The sequence below is a fragment of the Enterobacter sp. 50793107 genome, assembly GCF_001463365.1.
Classification (GTDB): domain Bacteria; phylum Pseudomonadota; class Gammaproteobacteria; order Enterobacterales; family Enterobacteriaceae; genus Enterobacter; species Enterobacter cloacae.
Genome location: NZ_LNII01000002.1, coordinates 15882 through 31021, shown reverse-complemented (window position 1 = coordinate 31021; position 15140 = coordinate 15882). Strand labels below are relative to the sequence as shown.

Below are 15140 nucleotides of genomic sequence, written 5' to 3'. Positions count from 1 at the left end.
TTTATTTTTGTGCACAGTTGTTCCTGCAAATCCTTGTGGATTCGCATATGCTCCCGGTTCGGCAAGCAATTCTGAGTGGGCCGCTGACGCGACCCGCGGCATTAATTAATTTCGATACGGCGCGGTTTTTTCTCTTCCGGAATCACACGTTCCAGCTCGATAAACAGCAGACCGTTGACCAGATTCGCGCCTTTAACGTGAATGTTCTCAGCTAACTGGAACTTGCGTTCAAAGTTGCGCTCGGCAATGCCCTGGTAAAGGTAGGTACGTTCTTTCTGCTCGGCCGTATGTGAACCTTTCACCACCAGCAGGTTGTCCTGCGCGGTGATCTCCAGTTCGCTCTCTGCAAAACCGGCGACAGCAATGGCGATGCGGTAGTGGTTTTCATCAACCAGCTCAACATTGTATGGAGGGTAGCCGTTGCTCTGGCTTTGGTTATTTTCTAAATGGTTAAACAGGCGGTCAAAACCAATTGCAGAACGGTATAGCGGGGAAAGATCGAAGTTACGCATAAATAAAAGCTCCTGAAATCAGCGAGAAATTTTAGCCTTCCACCATGGACAGGCCATTGCGCCCCCGAACACCCATCAGGCGTGTTCGTTATCGGGTTACATTCTTAAAATGGGTCTGGAACCGGTGTTTTCAACCGCGACGTTCGCACTTTTTTTTGCACTTTTGTGCTTCTCGCTTAGACTGGGACAACAGCACAAAGGGTTAAATTGCGATGGCTGCCACAGTGCGGGGTTATTGGACTATTCATTTTCAACAAGGCTCGCTATAACCCAGAGTTGCAGGTCTATGCAGTGCCATTAACGATGACTGAGTGATGATGAAAAATGTTCTGATTAAGCTGACGATGTTCAGCGGGGTGGTTTTACTTTGCGGGTGTTCGAGCGTGATGTCTCACACCGGCGGTAAAGAAGGAACATATCCGGGGACGCGCGCCAGCGCGGCGATGATCTCCGATGATGACACGAACTGGGGCACCAAATCCCTGGTGATCCTCGATATGCCGTTCACGGCAGTGGCCGATACGCTTTTGCTGCCCTGGGATATGTTCCGCACGGACAGTTCTGTACGCTCGCGCGTTGAGAAAAGCGAGCAGCAAAATCTGGCAACCAACGCCGTTATCCCGCCCGCCGAGATGCCGCGACGCTAATCCTGTGCGGTTTCCGTTAGCCACAGCTGGCGGAAACCCTCTTTCTCCTCCATCCATGCAATAGCGCGCCCGTTCGGGGAAAAGACGACCGCATCGGCAGACGGCGGATTGCCGTGATCGGACGTCAAAAACGTGACCTCTCCGGTCTGCGCATCGCAGCAGGCGATACGATTTTCCAGCACAAATCCCAGACTGTCGCCCGAAGGATGCCAGTTGAATGCCGACTGGATACCGCTTTCGGTATGCGTTAACTGACGCGGCTCGCCCCCCTCCGGTGAGACCAGCCACAGCTGGACAATGCCGTTATCATCACGCATCAGAAAAGCAATCTGCGTACCCTGCGGGTTGCTGCGCACCCAGTGGCGCGGCACGTTCACCAGCCCCGGATACGCCTTTTGATGGGTGAAAGTCAGACGGCGCTGCAGCACGCCAGCAGGCGGTGCTGGCATCGTCTCTGGCGTGCCCTGCAATGGCGCATCGCCTGCCTGTTTCCAGCCCTGCTCGTCTTTGGGCAGATCGACAATAAACAGTTCAGGCACTTTTTCGCCTTTCACAGACAGGGTATCGCCAATAAACGCCAGCCTGCCGTTGCCCACCCAGCCCTCTTCATAGGCGCGGTTGATCTCATCGCTGCCCGGCTGTGGGTTTGGCGTCGTGCGGCTTACCAGCACGCTCCAGAAGGTGCCCGGATATTCATGAGGATGGTTGCCCTGCGGGGTGACCGGGCCATAGGGTGCGGCGACGCCAACGTTACGTAAATCGAGCTTTGGATCGCGCTCATGCAACACATGGTCGTTATAGGTGAAGCTGACGAACTGCCCGTTCGGGCTAAAGACGTGTACATGGCTGCCGCCACGGAGTGCGCCTGCGGTATAGGGCGCGGTGATATCCATGGCATCGAGGTTGCTCGCCTGGCCGTTATGGACAATCACGCCCTGGCGATGGTGAAAATCGTATTGCCAGTCTGCATCCGGGTTTTTCGGGCCGTGGATAAAGACGTATTTGTCTTGTGCAGGATGAACGGTCACCACCCCGACATGCGCGCCGTGCGTAGCACGATAAATCACCTCAACCTCGCCCGTACTGACGTTTACCCGCTCTATGGTTTCGCCGGTGAACGATGCCCCGGACGGGCGCACATCGTAGACCAGCCACTGGCTGTCCGGTGTCCAGGTATTGGTATTGGTGAGCTGGTGGTTGCGGGAAGCAAAGGTGATTTGTTTCATGGGATACCCTGATGCGCAGTTATCGCATCAGGGTAAAACATCCGAAGGGATTAGCCTACTCGTTTCACGTCGCCGACCAGCAGGATGTAGGAGAGCGCGCCAATCAACGCCACGGCAGAGATGTAGACCAGGGCCGGGCCAAAGCCGTAGTCCTGCGCCAGGTAGCCGATGACCAGCGGCACAGTAATCCCGCCGAGTCCACCGACGAAGTTGAACACACCACCGGTCAGGCCAATCAGACGCATCGGCGCCAGAGACGACACCAGCGACCCGGTGATAGAGGCAAAACCGTTGCCGAAGAACGCGAGCGCCATCAGGGTCATAATCCACACCGGATCGTTGGTGTAGTTGGCGCCCATGATACAGGTTGAGATCAGCAGCCCGCAGATAATCGGCGTTTTACGCGCAACACCTAATGAGACGCCTTTTTTGACCAGCTTATCCGCCAGCCAGCCCGAGAGCAGCACGCCAAAGAATGCGGCAAGGAACGGCACGGTGGTCATAAAGCCCGCTTTCAGCGCGGTAATCCCCTTTTCCTGGGTGAGGTAATTCGGGAACCAGGTCAGGAAGAACCACAGCGTCGACGTAACCGCAAACTGGCCGAGATAAACCCCCACCAGCTTACGATGGAAGACCAGCTTCCAGTCCGCGCGGGTCAGCGGCTGACGCGCCTCTTTTTTCACTGGCGCATCGCCGTCTACCAGGCCGCCACCGTCGCGGATGTAGTCCAGTTCCGCTTTGGTGATATTTTTTGTCAGACGCGGCGGTTGATAGACCTTGAACCAGATCAGGGACCAGATAATGCCGATCCCACCTGTGACGATAAACACCCAGTGCCAGCTTAGCAGCTCCTGGATCCAGATCAGCAGCGGGGTCAGGAACGCCAGGCCGACAAACTGCCCGGAGGTGTAAAAGCCCACCGCAGAGGCACGCTCATGCTCCGGGAACCAGCTGGTGACCATACGGTTGTTGGTGGGGAACGCGGGTGCCTCGAAAACGCCGGTGATAGCACGCAGGCCAATCAGCGACATCAGCCCGGTCGCGAAGCCCTGGAACAGGGTCGCCACGGACCAGCCTAAAATGGCGATGAAGTAGGTCAGACGCGACCCCACGCGGTCGAGGAACCAGCCGCCGGGGATTTGGCAGAGCGTATAGAGCCAGGCAAACGCCGAGAAGACGTAGCCCATTTCCGCTTTGGTGATCCCAAACTCTTCCTGAATATGGGCCGAGGCCACGGCAAGGTTGGCGCGGTCAACATAGCAAATGACCACGGTAATAAAGATCATGATTAGCGTCAGGTAGCGGCGACGCCCGGTCTTTGTAGCAGTAACTGGAATATCCATCGCAATCTGTCTCCAGATTTTGGGCATAGCGAAGCCGCTCACCATGCCCTGTAATTTACAGAGGGTGTATTTGGTTTTTTTAATTAAAAACGTAAACAGAATGCGCTAAATAATTCGTGCTGGGGGAAGGCGGCAAGTTTTCGCATCCCCGGGAGCATACAAAAGTATGTGACCGGGGTAAGAAAACGCAGCCAACGCATCACCAGCGCGAAGTATGACGCGCATTTACCATTCCGCTACGCTGCCGTCTTCATGACGCCACAGCGGGTTACGCCAGTCCGGCGCATTTTTACTGAGCTCAATGACTTTGGCTTCGTCAATGTCCACGCCAAGGCCCGGCTTCATTAATGGTTTGAAGAAACCGCCTTCCATGCTGAAGTCTTCTTTGTTTTTCACAAAGTCGAGCAATTCCGCGCCCTTGTTATAGTGAATACCCATGCTTTGTTCCTGGAACACGGCATTGCGGGAGACAAAATCCACGTGCAGGCAGGCCGCCAGCGCGACGGGCCCCAGCGGACAGTGCGGTGCCAGCGCCACATCGTAGGCTTCTGCCATCCCGGCAATTTTGTAGCATTCGGTGATACCGCCCGCATGGGAGAGATCCGGTTGCAGGATCGCAACACCGCCTGCCTCCAGCACACGTTTGAACTCGAAGCGCGAGAACATACGCTCACCCGCGGCGATAGGAATATGGGTCTGTTCAGCCAGTTTTGGATAGTACTCCGCCTGCTCGGCCAGGACGGGCTCTTCAATAAACAGCGGACGATAGGGCTCCAGCTCTTTAATCAGCACTTTGGCCATTGGCGCACTGACGCGTCCGTGGAAGTCCAGACCAAACTCAATCTCGTTACCGAAAGCTTCACGGATTTGCGCCACGGTATTCACCGCCCGGTCCACCGCGCGCGAGTTGTCAATCACGCCCATCTCTTCACAGCCGTTGAGCTTAAAAGTATCGAAGCCGATATTGCGCAGCTGCGTAATGCCGTCGATCACTTCCGCAGGGCGGTCGCCACCCACCCAGCTGTAGGCTTTGATTTTGTCGCGTACCAGGCCGCCCATCAGCTGCCAGACCGGGGCATTCAGCACTTTGCCTTTGATATCCCACAGCGCCTGGTCAATACCGGCGATGGCGCTCATCAGGATTGGGCCACCGCGATAAAAGCCCGCCCGGTACATCACCTGCCACAGGTCGTTAATGCGTGCCGGATCCTGTCCAATCAGGTATTCCCCTAGCTCATGCACCGCGGCCTCCACGGTGCGCGCGCGCCCTTCTATCACCGGTTCGCCCCAGCCAACCACGCCTTCATCGGTTTCAATTTTCAGGAACATCCAGCGCGGGGGTAAACGGTACGTGGTGAGTTTGGTTATTTTCATTGCACTGCCTCTCGATACGCTTTCACAAATGCTGCCGCCTGCTGCGCGGTACGCTCAACGGACTGTCCGGCGCGATAGAGATCGCTGCCCAGCCCCGCGCCCACACAACCAGCGTTAATCCACTGCGCCAGGTTTTCTGGCGTCACGCCGCCCACGGCAAAGACCGGCACGCTGGCGGGCAAGACCGCTTTCAGTGCTTTGATATAGTCAGGACCAAAGGCCGAAGAGGGGAAAATTTTGAGCGACTGTGCACCCGCATCGAGGGCGGTAAAGGCTTCGGTTGCCGTCGCGCATCCTGGACACACGGTCATTCCATAGCTCACCGCGCGGCGGATCACCTCGGGGTTGATGTTGGGGGTGACGATGAGTTTGCAGCCCATCTTTGCCAGCCTCTCCACCTGCTCCGGCTGCAGGACGGTTCCTGCGCCAATCAGCGCTTTATCACCAAAGGCCTCTACCACTGTCGGAATGCTTTTTTCCCATTCGGGGGAGTTGAGCGGGATTTCCACCGCGTCGAATCCGGCGTCGATCACGGCACCGACGTGCGCCAGCGCCTCGTCGGGGGTAATGCCGCGCAAGATTGCGATAAGGGGAAGACTAGTTTGCCACTGCATGAGCGATGCTCCTTATTCCTGCCTGAAATGCCGTGTCGCCGGATACCGTTGATACTTCACGGCCAATCGCGCGAAACGCCTGCTCGTAGCGCGACGTCAGCGCTGCACCAGCGACAATCGTGACAGCCTGCTCGCACCCGACGAACTCACGCATGCTGGCGACTTCTGCGCCAATCAGCAGGCCAGAAAGAAACTCGCTGACCTGCTCGCGCGGGAGATTTCCCAGCACGTGCGAGGCGCGAACCTCAAAAAGTTGCGGCAAAACATCAGGAGAAGCGATCCCACGAGCAAGGCCAGCAGCAAACGCCTCCGGCGACGGAACCTGCTCCGGTAAACCGGCCCCCAACAGCGAATGATTAAGCAGCAAATGGTGCAATTCGCCGGTCATTACGGTGCGAAAATCGTGGATATGCTCTGCATCTGCCTGGACCCACTTGCAGTGCGTGCCGGGCATGACGTAGACAGAAGAAGGAGAAAGCGTGCGCGCACCGAGCAGCTGTGTCTCTTCACCGCGCATCACGTTATGGTTATCGTCGCGCGAGACGCACAAACCGGGAACAATCCAGATATTGTCGCCAACGGACGTTAACTGCTTGCCAATGGCGGAGAAAGAGACAGGAACAGGCAGATAAGGCGCGATTTTCCAGCCCACGTTGCTGCCCACCATCCCCGCCATCACCACGGGCGTGGCGCTGTCGCGCCAGTTTTGTGTGACCTCTGCTAACACCGCCTCGGGGGATTTTCCGTTCAGACGCGTCACGCCTGCTTCTGATTGCCTGCTCTCCAGGCACTGCTCGCCCTGGTACAGCCAGGCGCGCAGATTGGTCGATCCCCAGTCAATTGCGATGTAGCGTGATGTCATGTAATTTCCTTCAGCCTTCGTGTCGAGCTGGCAATCATGGTGAGCGCCGCCTGCTCTGCCGCATCGCCGTCCTGATGCCGTATCGCATCGAACAGCGCTTTATGTTCCTGGAGCGTTTTTGGCATATTGGCCTCATCACCCATCCAGGTACGTTCAAATACTGCTCGCTGTAGCGAGCTGATCGCCACGCTAAGCTGCTGTAACACCGGGTTATGCACCGACTGCAGTACCGCCTCGTGGTAGCGAATATCCGCCTCGTTAAATGCCTCACGGTTCTGGTTATTGGCGATCATGTCGTTCAGCGCCGACTCAATCTGCGCCAGGTCACCTGAGGTGGCGCGCTCTGCCGCCCAGCGGGCGATAGCCGGTTCTACCAGGTTTCGTACCTCGCTCATGGCGCCAATCAGCCGCGGGTCGTAATCGTTTTCCAGTACCCACTGCAGAACATCGGTATCGAGGTAGTTCCACTGGTTACGCGGGGCAACAAACGCGCCGCGATAGCGTTTCATTTCAATCAGCCGCTTCGCCATCAGCGAGCGGAACACTTCCCGGATGATGTTGCGGGAGGTTTCAAACTCCTCACACAGTTCTGCCTCTGCCGGCAGTGGCGAGCCGGGAACATATTTGCCACCCACAATCTGTGTACCCAGCGTGATGACAATGCGATCGGTTTTATTGAGAGTCATGGAGAGTCCTTGTGCTCTGTAAGTCCATCACTACTTTACCGCGACCGCTGAATTTCGCCTCACTTTTGCAGTACAAACGTGAGGCCTTTCGCCTTTGCTGTGGTGACAATGTAGTACAATCAGTTAATGTTGTACTACAATCCAGATCACAAAAAGAACAATTCAATAAACTCAGGGCCAAAAAAAGCCCCGGTTGATAACCGAGGCTGATGATTAAGGGCGACTGCTAAGACAGGACAAATTTCTCAATCGCGTAAGCCACGCCGTCTTCCAGGTTAGATTTGGTGACGAAGTTCGCCACTTCTTTCACTGACGGGATGGCGTTTTCCATCGCCACGCCCATACCCGCGTATTCAATCATTGCGATGTCGTTTTCCTGATCGCCCAGGGCCATGATCTCTTCAGGCTTAATGCCCAGCGCGTCGGCAAGCGACTTCACGCCGGTGCCCTTATTGACGCGTTTATCGAGGATTTCGAGGAAGTACGGTGCGCTTTTCAGCACGGTGTATTTCTCTTTGACCTCCGCCGGGATGCGCGCAATGGCTTTATCGAGGATCTCAGGCTCATCGATCATCATCACTTTCAGGAACTGAGTGTTCGGATCCATTTTTTCTGCTTCACAGAACACCAGCGGAATGGTGGCGACATACGATTCGTGCACGGTGTAATAGCTGATGTCGCGGTTAGCGGTGTAGAGCGTTGTACGATCGAGCGCGTGGAAGTGAGACCCGACTTCACGGGACAGTTTTTCCAGGAACAGATAGTCATCATAATTCAGCGCGGTTTGCGCAACCGTGCTGCCGTCCGCCGCTTTCTGCACCAGCGCGCCGTTATAGGTGATGCAGTAATCACCCGGCTGATTCATGTGTAGCTCTTTGAGGTAGCTGTGCACGCCCGCATACGGACGCCCGGTGGTCAGGACCACATTCACGCCCTTTGCGCGCGCCGCGGCGATTGCGTTTTTAACGGCTGGAGAGATAGTGTGGTCTGGCAGCAGCAGCGTGCCGTCCATATCGATTGCAATGAGTTTGATAGCCATGAGATCCCCGGGATAAATGAGTGCTACCTCATGCTAACGCGATTAAGCACACAAAAATAGAGCTACATTGCGCAACAGAAAACCCCTTTTTCCGCAATCCCGGGGAACGTTGGTTCACTCGCGGGTGAGGACGATTTTACCAAACGCGCCGCGATCGAGGTGTTCCAGCGCCTGCTCCAGCTGGTCAAAACGGTAGCGCTGCTCAATGACCGGTTTCAGCCCTGTCACCTCCACGGCGCGGACAAACTCTTCCAGCGCACGGCGATGCCCGACACCAATCCCCTGAATAACCGGGGATTTCAGCAACAACTCACCCGCTGATAGCGTAATCTCGCTCCCGGCCAGCACGCCAATCACCGAGATGCGTCCATGAACGGCGACGGCACGCAGGGAGTACTGCAGGTTTTCTCCCCCCACGGTTTCAATTATGTGGTCAATGCCGCGATCCTGAGTCAGCGTTAAAAGCGCTTCAGCCCAGTCGCCTTTCAGCCGGTTGATACCCCGATCGGCTCCCAGTTTTTTAGCCCGCGCCAGCTTTTCATCACTCCCCGAAGTCACGTAAACCTCCGCACCGAGTGCTTTTGCAATTTGCAGTGCGAAAATCGCCACCCCGCCGGTGCCTTGTACCAGCACCGATTGTCCGGCTCGCAAGTTCCCGCGCTCCACCAGCGCAAACCAGGCGGTTAGCCCTGCACAAGGTAATGTGCTGGCCTCAACGTCATCCAGGGTTTCCGGAGCGGCCACCAGCCCGTTTTCATTCACGATCACGTACTCAGCCAGCATCCCCGGGAAGTACCCTCCGCTCGTTTTATAGGGCAAATGACGGGCATCCGCCTGCGGCCTGCCATCGATCCACTCCGGGAAGAACGTCGAGATGACGCGAGCGCCGGGTTGAAAACGCGTCACGCCTTCACCAATGCTGTCCACCACGCCGGCCATGTCAGACGCCGGTGTGAACGGGAAGGAAAGCGGGATCGGCATCATGCCTTCAATAACCATTTTATCGCGATAGTTGAGCGCAACGGCATTCACCCGCACGCGCACTTCGCCTGGACCTGGCTTCGGAACAGGTTCCTGGGTGAGTTTAAGATTCTCCCGTCCGAGAGCGTTCATTGACCAGCGTTGCATTGTCTCTGCCATCGTTTTTCTCCTGCCGTTAAATAAGCTTCAGTATCGACAGTCTACCGTTGACTCCTTGTTGCCAGTGGCGATAACTTTTCCCACTATTGACGCCATAATGGAAACAATCCATGACCAGTACGCTGAAGGATATTCCCGTTTTCGTGGCCGCCGTGGAGGCGGGCAGTTTTGCGCAGGCCGCGATCCGCCTGCATTTGTCGCGCTCCGCGGTGGGAAAAAGCATCGCTCGCCTGGAAGAGCGGCTGGGAGTCCGTCTGTTTCACCGCACCACCCGCAGCCAAAGCCTGACCGATAACGGGGCGCTTTTTTACGAGCGCTGCCTGCGTGCGCTGGAGGAGATTAGGGGCGCGGAGTCGCTGCTGGAAACGGGGAAGCAGCAGGTCAGCGGCCGCCTGCGTGTGGCCATGCCGGTGCTGTTTGGTCGCCAGTGCGTCGCGCCACTGCTGATAGAACTGGCGCAGGAACATCCCGGTCTTGAACTGGAAATGTCATTCAGCGACCGCGTGGTGGATCTCGTAGAGGAAGGGTTTGATATGGCGGTGCGCAACGGCACGCTGCAGGACAGTAGCGTTCTGGTCGCCAGAAGGCTGGGAGAACACCGCATGGTGCTCTGTGCTGCGCCAGAATATCTGCAAAAAAGCGGTCAGCCAGACACCGTTGCTGATTTACCCCACCATACTGCCATTAACTATCTGCGAGCAGGCAGAGTGTTACCCTGGCAGCTGATGGATAACGAAGGGAGATCGCACACCTTTACTCCCCGCTCATCCCTCAATATGGATGATTTACAGGCGATTTGCGACGCAGCGCTGGCAGGATACGGCATTGCATGGTTGCCCTGCTGGATGGCCCGCAGAGAAATACAGCAGGGGAAACTCATCCCGCTTTTAAAGCAGGCGCCGGACGTACGCTTCGACGTTCATGCAGTCTGGCAACAGACGCCGCATCTGCCACTCAGAGTCAGAATTGCCATCGATACGCTTGCCAGCCGTTTACCGTCAGTGCTGTCGCTGGATATGCCTTCGCCCAAAAAAAAGCCGCGCTAAATGCGCGGCCTGAGTCGTGCTGTATAACAACGATTAAATATCGATATTCGCCGCTTTCAGTGCGTTCTCTTCGATGAAGGCACGACGAGGTTCAACCGCATCGCCCATCAGGGTCGTGAACAGCTGGTCGGCAGCAATCGCGTCTTTAACGGTAACGCGCAGCATGCGACGGCTTTCCGGATCCATGGTGGTTTCCCACAGCTGATCCGGGTTCATTTCGCCCAGACCTTTATAACGCTGGATAGAGAGGCCGCGACGGGACTCTTTCACCAGCCATTCCAGCGCCTGTTCGAAGCTGGCCACCGGCTGACGACGTTCGCCACGTTCGATGAACGCATCGTCTTCAATCAGACCACGCAGCTTCTCGCCGAGAGTGCAGATACGACGGTATTCCGGGCCGGTCACAAACTCGTGCTCCAGCGGGTAATCGGTATCGACGCCGTGGGTACGCACGCGAATAATCGGCTCAAACTGCTGCGCCGCGTTCTGCTGAACGTCGAACTTCCACTGGCTACCGTGCTGCTCTTTCTCGTTCAGCTCGCTCACCAGCGCGTTCACCCAGCGGGTCACCGCCTGCTCGTTGCTCAGATCGGCTTCAGTCAGGGTTGGCTGATAGATCAGCTCCTTCAGCAGCGCTTTTGGATAGCGACGCTCCATACGACCAATCATTTTCTGCGTGGCGTTGAACTCAGACACCAGACGCTCCAGCGGCTCACCTGCCAGTGCCGGAGCGCTGGAGTTCGCATGCAGGGTCGCACCATCAAGTGCGATCGCGATTTGGTACTGATCCATCGCGTCGTCATCTTTGATGTACTGTTCCTGTTTGCCTTTCTTCACTTTGTACAGCGGCGGCTGTGCAATGTAGACGTGGCCGCGTTCAACGATTTCCGGCATCTGACGGTAGAAGAAGGTCAACAGCAGCGTACGGATGTGCGAGCCGTCGACGTCCGCATCGGTCATGATGATGATGCTGTGATAGCGCAGCTTGTCCGGGTTGTATTCGTCACGACCAATGCCGCAGCCCAGCGCGGTGATCAGCGTCGCCACTTCCTGAGAAGAGAGCATTTTGTCGAAACGCGCTTTCTCAACGTTGAGGATTTTACCTTTCAACGGCAGGATGGCCTGGTTCTTACGGTTACGGCCCTGCTTCGCAGAACCGCCCGCGGAGTCCCCTTCCACAAGGTACAGTTCGGACAGCGCCGGGTCGCGTTCCTGGCAGTCAGCCAGTTTGCCCGGCAGACCCGCTAAGTCCAGCGCGCCTTTACGGCGGGTCATTTCACGGGCTTTACGCGCCGCTTCACGGGCACGCGCTGCATCGATAATTTTACCGACAACAATTTTCGCGTCGTTCGGGTTTTCCTGCAGGTAGTCGCTCAGCAGTTCGTTCATCTGCTGTTCAACCGCCGATTTCACCTCAGAGGAGACCAGCTTGTCTTTGGTCTGTGAGGAGAACTTCGGATCCGGCACTTTCACGGAGACAACAGCAATCAGGCCTTCACGGGCGTCATCACCGGTGGCGCTGACTTTCGCTTTTTTGCTGTAGCCTTCTTTGTCCATGTAGGCGTTCAGGGTACGGGTCATCGCCGCACGGAAGCCCGCAAGGTGCGTACCACCGTCACGCTGTGGAATGTTGTTGGTGAAGCAGTAGATGTTTTCCTGGAAACCGTCGTTCCACTGCAGAGCCACTTCCACGCCGATACCGTCTTTTTCCGTAGAGAAATAGAAGATATTTGGGTGAATTGGCGTTTTGTTCTTGTTCAGGTATTCAACGAACGCTTTGATACCACCTTCATAGTGGAAGTGGTCTTCTTTGTTGTCGCGTTTGTCACGCAGACGAATTGAGACGCCGGAGTTCAGGAACGACAGTTCACGCAGGCGTTTTGCCAGGATGTCGTACTCGAACTCGGTGACGTTGGTGAAGGTTTCGAGGCTCGGCCAGAAACGCACCATGGTACCGGTTTTTTCGGTATCGCCGGTCACGGCCAGCGGCGCTTCAGGCACGCCGTGCTGATAGATCTGGCGGTGAATTTTGCCTTCGCGCTGGATAACCAGTTCCAGTTTCTGCGACAGGGCGTTTACCACGGAAACACCTACGCCGTGCAGGCCGCCGGAGACTTTATAGGAGTTATCGTCAAATTTACCGCCTGCGTGCAGAACGGTCATGATCACTTCTGCAGCAGACACGCCCTCTTCCGGGTGGATACCGGTGGGGATACCACGGCCGTCATCCTGTACGGAAACAGAGTTATCGGCGTGGATGGTGACGATAATGTCTTTACAGTGACCCGCGAGCGCTTCGTCGATAGCGTTATCTACCACCTCGAATACCATGTGGTGCAGACCGGTGCCGTCATCCGTATCGCCGATATACATACCCGGGCGCTTACGCACCGCATCCAGCCCTTTCAGGACTTTGATACTGGAGGAGTCATAAGAATTCGACATCAACGTTTCTCGCTCATTTCAACTTGGGTTAATCCGTTATTTTACCCTTTTCCACGGTAAACATCTTCGAATTTTCGTCCGACATGTCCATAACGTGTTCAGCGCTAATGGCGCTGACGAAAACCTGCGACTGCGTGGCTTTCAGGCGGCTGGCAAGCAGCCCGCGCCGCGCGTCGTCAAGTTCCGAGGCAAAATCATCTATCAGGTACAGGCAGCGTCGCCCGCTTTCGCGGGTGAGGAACTCCCCCTGCGCCAGGCGCAGCGCGCACATCAGGAGCTTGAGCTGCCCGCGCGACAGGGTGTCTTCTACCGGCGCACCGTCAGCACGAATGCGGAAATCCGCCTTGTGCGGGCCGTGCGCGGTGTAGGTCAACATACGGTCGCGCTCGAAGTTTCTCTCCAGCACCTCGGCATAATCCGTCTCTTTTTCCCAGCCGCGCTGGAAGGAGAAGGTGAGAGAAAATTCAGGTAAAAACTGTTTGCAGGTGTCGGCCATATCTTCGGCGATGCCTGCGCTGTATTCGGCACGCCAGCGGCTGATTTGTTCCGCAAGAGGAATTAATTCCATGTCCCACGGGCGCAGCTGGGCGTAGCGCGTGACCTGGCGCAATGCGGCGTTACGCTGCTTAAGCAGACGCTTCAGGTTGCTCCAGGCGTTAAAGAAACCGGCTTCGTTGTGAAAGCATCCCCAGTCGAGGAACGCTCTTCTGTATTTGGGGCCGCCGTTGAGTAAAGTAAACCCCTCCGGCGTGATCAGCTGCATCGGCATCAGCAGCGCCAGCTCCGCCACTTTGTGGCCGTCGGTACCGTCGATGCGCACCTTGCTGTCGCCCTGCTTGTCTTTGGTCAGGCCAATGGCGGTTTCCCGCTCCTCACCCTGCAAACGCCCGTGCAGGACAAAGGATTCCTGTTCGTGGCGAATCACGCGACCAATCTGCAAACTGCGAAACGCCCGGCCATGGCCGAGCGTATAGATGGCTTCAAGCACGCTGGTTTTGCCGCTGCCGTTTGCGCCAACCAGGAAGTTAAAGCCAGGGGATAAAGCGAGATCCGCGCTTTCGATATTGCGAAAGTCGCGGATCAACAGACGGGTGAGCGACATTACAGTCTCATTGGCATAACAACATACGCAGCCGACTGTGATGCGGCATCTTCAATCTGTACGCTCGAAACGGAGTCAGTCAGCAGAATGCGAACGTTCTCGCATTTCAGTGCATTCAGCACGTCCAGCACGTAGCTGACGTTAAACCCGATTTCCATCTCAGCCCCGGCGTAGGTGACGTCCAGAATCTCTTCTGCCTCTTCCTGCTCCGGGTTGTTGGCGGTGATTTTGATCTGGTTTTCACTTACGTACAGGCGCACACCGCGGAATTTCTCGTTCGAGAGAATGGCCGCACGGGCAAATGCCTGCTTGAGGCTATCGCAACCCGCTTCCAGCGTTTTGTCCGGGTTCTTCGGCAATACGCGGCGATAATCCGGGAAACGACCGTCAACCAGCTTGGATGTGAAGACGAAATCGCCCACGTGAGCGCGGATGTTGTTGCTGCCGATCTGCACGCGCAGCGGCGTGTCGCCACCGTCGAGCATACGCATCAGCTCAATTACGCCTTTACGCGGCACGATCACCGAATGGTTTGGTAGTGAGTCGCCAATTGGCATGGAACAGACCGCCAGACGGTGGCCGTCGGTGGCCACGGTACGCAGCTCTTCCCCTTCGGTTTCGAACAGCATGCCGTTTAAATAGTAACGAACGTCCTGGTGCGCCATAGAGAACTGCGTGGCTTCAATCAGACGCTTCATCGTCGCCTGCGGCAGGGTGAATTCGACTTCACTTTGCCAGTCGTCCAGGTTCGGGAAGTCCGCAGCAGGCAGCGTGGAGAGGGAGAAACGGCTGCGGCCAGAGCGCACCAGCATGCGGTCGCCTTCCAGCTGCACCGCGATCTCTGCGCCTTCCGGCAGCCCGCGGCAGATATCAAAGAATTTACGTGCCGGAACCGTGGTCGCGCCTGCGTCATGCGGCTGAGTCAGCGTAACGCGCGCGATCATTTCCATTTCCAGGTCTGTGCCGGTCAGCGACAGCGTACCGTCCGCGACCTGAAGCAGCAGGTTTCCGAGAATAGGCAGCGTTGGGCGGCCACCTAATGGGCCACTCACCTGTTGCAGCGGTTTTAATAAATGTTCACGTTCAACGGTAAATTTCATAGCG

Annotated in this window: 14 protein-coding genes and 1 other annotated feature; of the genes, 2 read left to right on the top strand and 12 right to left on the bottom strand. The window is 56.5% G+C overall.

Going from position 1 to position 15140, the window contains the following annotated elements; genetic code table 11:
* Window positions 1-101 precede the first annotated feature (101 nt).
* Window positions 102-512: a small heat shock chaperone IbpA gene (gene ibpA, locus APU11_RS00200; protein WP_006177605.1), complete on the bottom strand. Its 411-nt coding sequence runs from the start codon at window positions 510-512 to the stop codon at window positions 102-104.
* Window positions 506-578 (bottom strand) — a sequence feature (ROSE (Repression Of Heat Shock gene Expression) occurs in the 5'-region of heat shock genes and acts as an RNA thermometer to modulate expression.). Its footprint overlaps the gene before it by 7 nt.
* A gap of 248 nt (window positions 579-826) precedes the next feature.
* Here ibpA and APU11_RS00195 point away from each other — a divergent pair.
* Window positions 827-1159: a YceK/YidQ family lipoprotein gene (locus APU11_RS00195; RefSeq protein WP_020685435.1), complete on the top strand. Its 333-nt coding sequence runs from the start codon at window positions 827-829 to the stop codon at window positions 1157-1159.
* On the opposite strand, the gene APU11_RS00190 is transcribed toward APU11_RS00195, so the two are convergent.
* From APU11_RS00190 to APU11_RS00155, 8 genes are all read right to left on the bottom strand, one after another.
* Entirely contained in the window at window positions 1156-2385 is a 1230-nt protein-coding gene (locus APU11_RS00190; RefSeq protein WP_058650555.1) for a DUF3748 domain-containing protein, read from the bottom strand. The genes APU11_RS00195 and APU11_RS00190 overlap by 4 nt on opposite strands.
* A gap of 50 nt (window positions 2386-2435) precedes the next feature.
* The gene (locus tag APU11_RS00185) at window positions 2436-3773 is read right to left on the bottom strand and encodes an MFS transporter (RefSeq protein WP_162780502.1); all 1338 of its coding nucleotides are present in this window, start codon (window positions 3771-3773) and stop codon (window positions 2436-2438) included.
* A gap of 180 nt (window positions 3774-3953) precedes the next feature.
* Window positions 3954-5102 (bottom strand): galactonate dehydratase, encoded by a 1149-nt coding sequence (dgoD, locus tag APU11_RS00180; protein WP_038982421.1) that lies wholly within the window; start codon window positions 5100-5102, stop codon window positions 3954-3956.
* Window positions 5099-5716, bottom strand: coding sequence for a 2-dehydro-3-deoxy-6-phosphogalactonate aldolase (locus APU11_RS00175; protein ID WP_020685439.1), 618 nt, complete (start codon window positions 5714-5716; stop codon window positions 5099-5101). Before APU11_RS00175 ends, dgoD begins: the two co-directional genes overlap by 4 nt.
* A complete protein-coding gene (locus APU11_RS00170; RefSeq protein ID WP_058650553.1) occupies window positions 5700-6578 on the bottom strand; it encodes a 2-dehydro-3-deoxygalactonokinase in 879 nt (292 codons plus the stop codon). The genes APU11_RS00175 and APU11_RS00170 overlap by 17 nt, the downstream gene beginning before the upstream one ends.
* Window positions 6575-7264: a D-galactonate utilization transcriptional regulator DgoR gene (gene dgoR, locus APU11_RS00165; protein ID WP_003861109.1), complete on the bottom strand. Its 690-nt coding sequence runs from the start codon at window positions 7262-7264 to the stop codon at window positions 6575-6577. The genes APU11_RS00170 and dgoR overlap by 4 nt, the downstream gene beginning before the upstream one ends.
* Window positions 7265-7490: 226 nt before the next feature.
* Complete coding sequence (gene yidA, locus APU11_RS00160) at window positions 7491-8303, bottom strand: sugar-phosphatase (RefSeq protein ID WP_020685441.1); 813 nt, start codon at window positions 8301-8303, stop codon at window positions 7491-7493.
* Window positions 8304-8417: 114 nt separating this feature from the next.
* On the bottom strand, window positions 8418-9443 hold the full coding sequence (locus tag APU11_RS00155) for an NAD(P)-dependent alcohol dehydrogenase (protein WP_058650552.1): 1026 nt from the start codon (window positions 9441-9443) through the stop codon (window positions 8418-8420).
* A 110-nt stretch (window positions 9444-9553) separates the two neighbouring features.
* Here APU11_RS00155 and APU11_RS00150 point away from each other — a divergent pair, with 110 nt between their 5' ends.
* Window positions 9554-10489, top strand: coding sequence for a LysR family transcriptional regulator (locus APU11_RS00150; RefSeq protein WP_058650551.1), 936 nt, complete (start codon window positions 9554-9556; stop codon window positions 10487-10489).
* 33 nt (window positions 10490-10522) lie between these two features.
* On the opposite strand, the gene gyrB is transcribed toward APU11_RS00150, so the two are convergent.
* The 3 genes from gyrB to dnaN are packed head-to-tail and all read right to left on the bottom strand — an operon-like array spanning window position 10523 to window position 15136.
* Complete coding sequence (gene gyrB / locus APU11_RS00145) at window positions 10523-12934, bottom strand: DNA topoisomerase (ATP-hydrolyzing) subunit B (RefSeq protein WP_013094780.1); 2412 nt, start codon at window positions 12932-12934, stop codon at window positions 10523-10525.
* A gap of 28 nt (window positions 12935-12962) precedes the next feature.
* Entirely contained in the window at window positions 12963-14036 is a 1074-nt protein-coding gene (gene recF, locus APU11_RS00140; protein WP_013094779.1) for a DNA replication/repair protein RecF, read from the bottom strand.
* Entirely contained in the window at window positions 14036-15136 is a 1101-nt protein-coding gene (gene dnaN / locus APU11_RS00135; RefSeq protein ID WP_008500170.1) for a DNA polymerase III subunit beta, read from the bottom strand. Before dnaN ends, recF begins: the two co-directional genes overlap by 1 nt.
* Window positions 15137-15140: the final 4 nt, after the last annotated feature.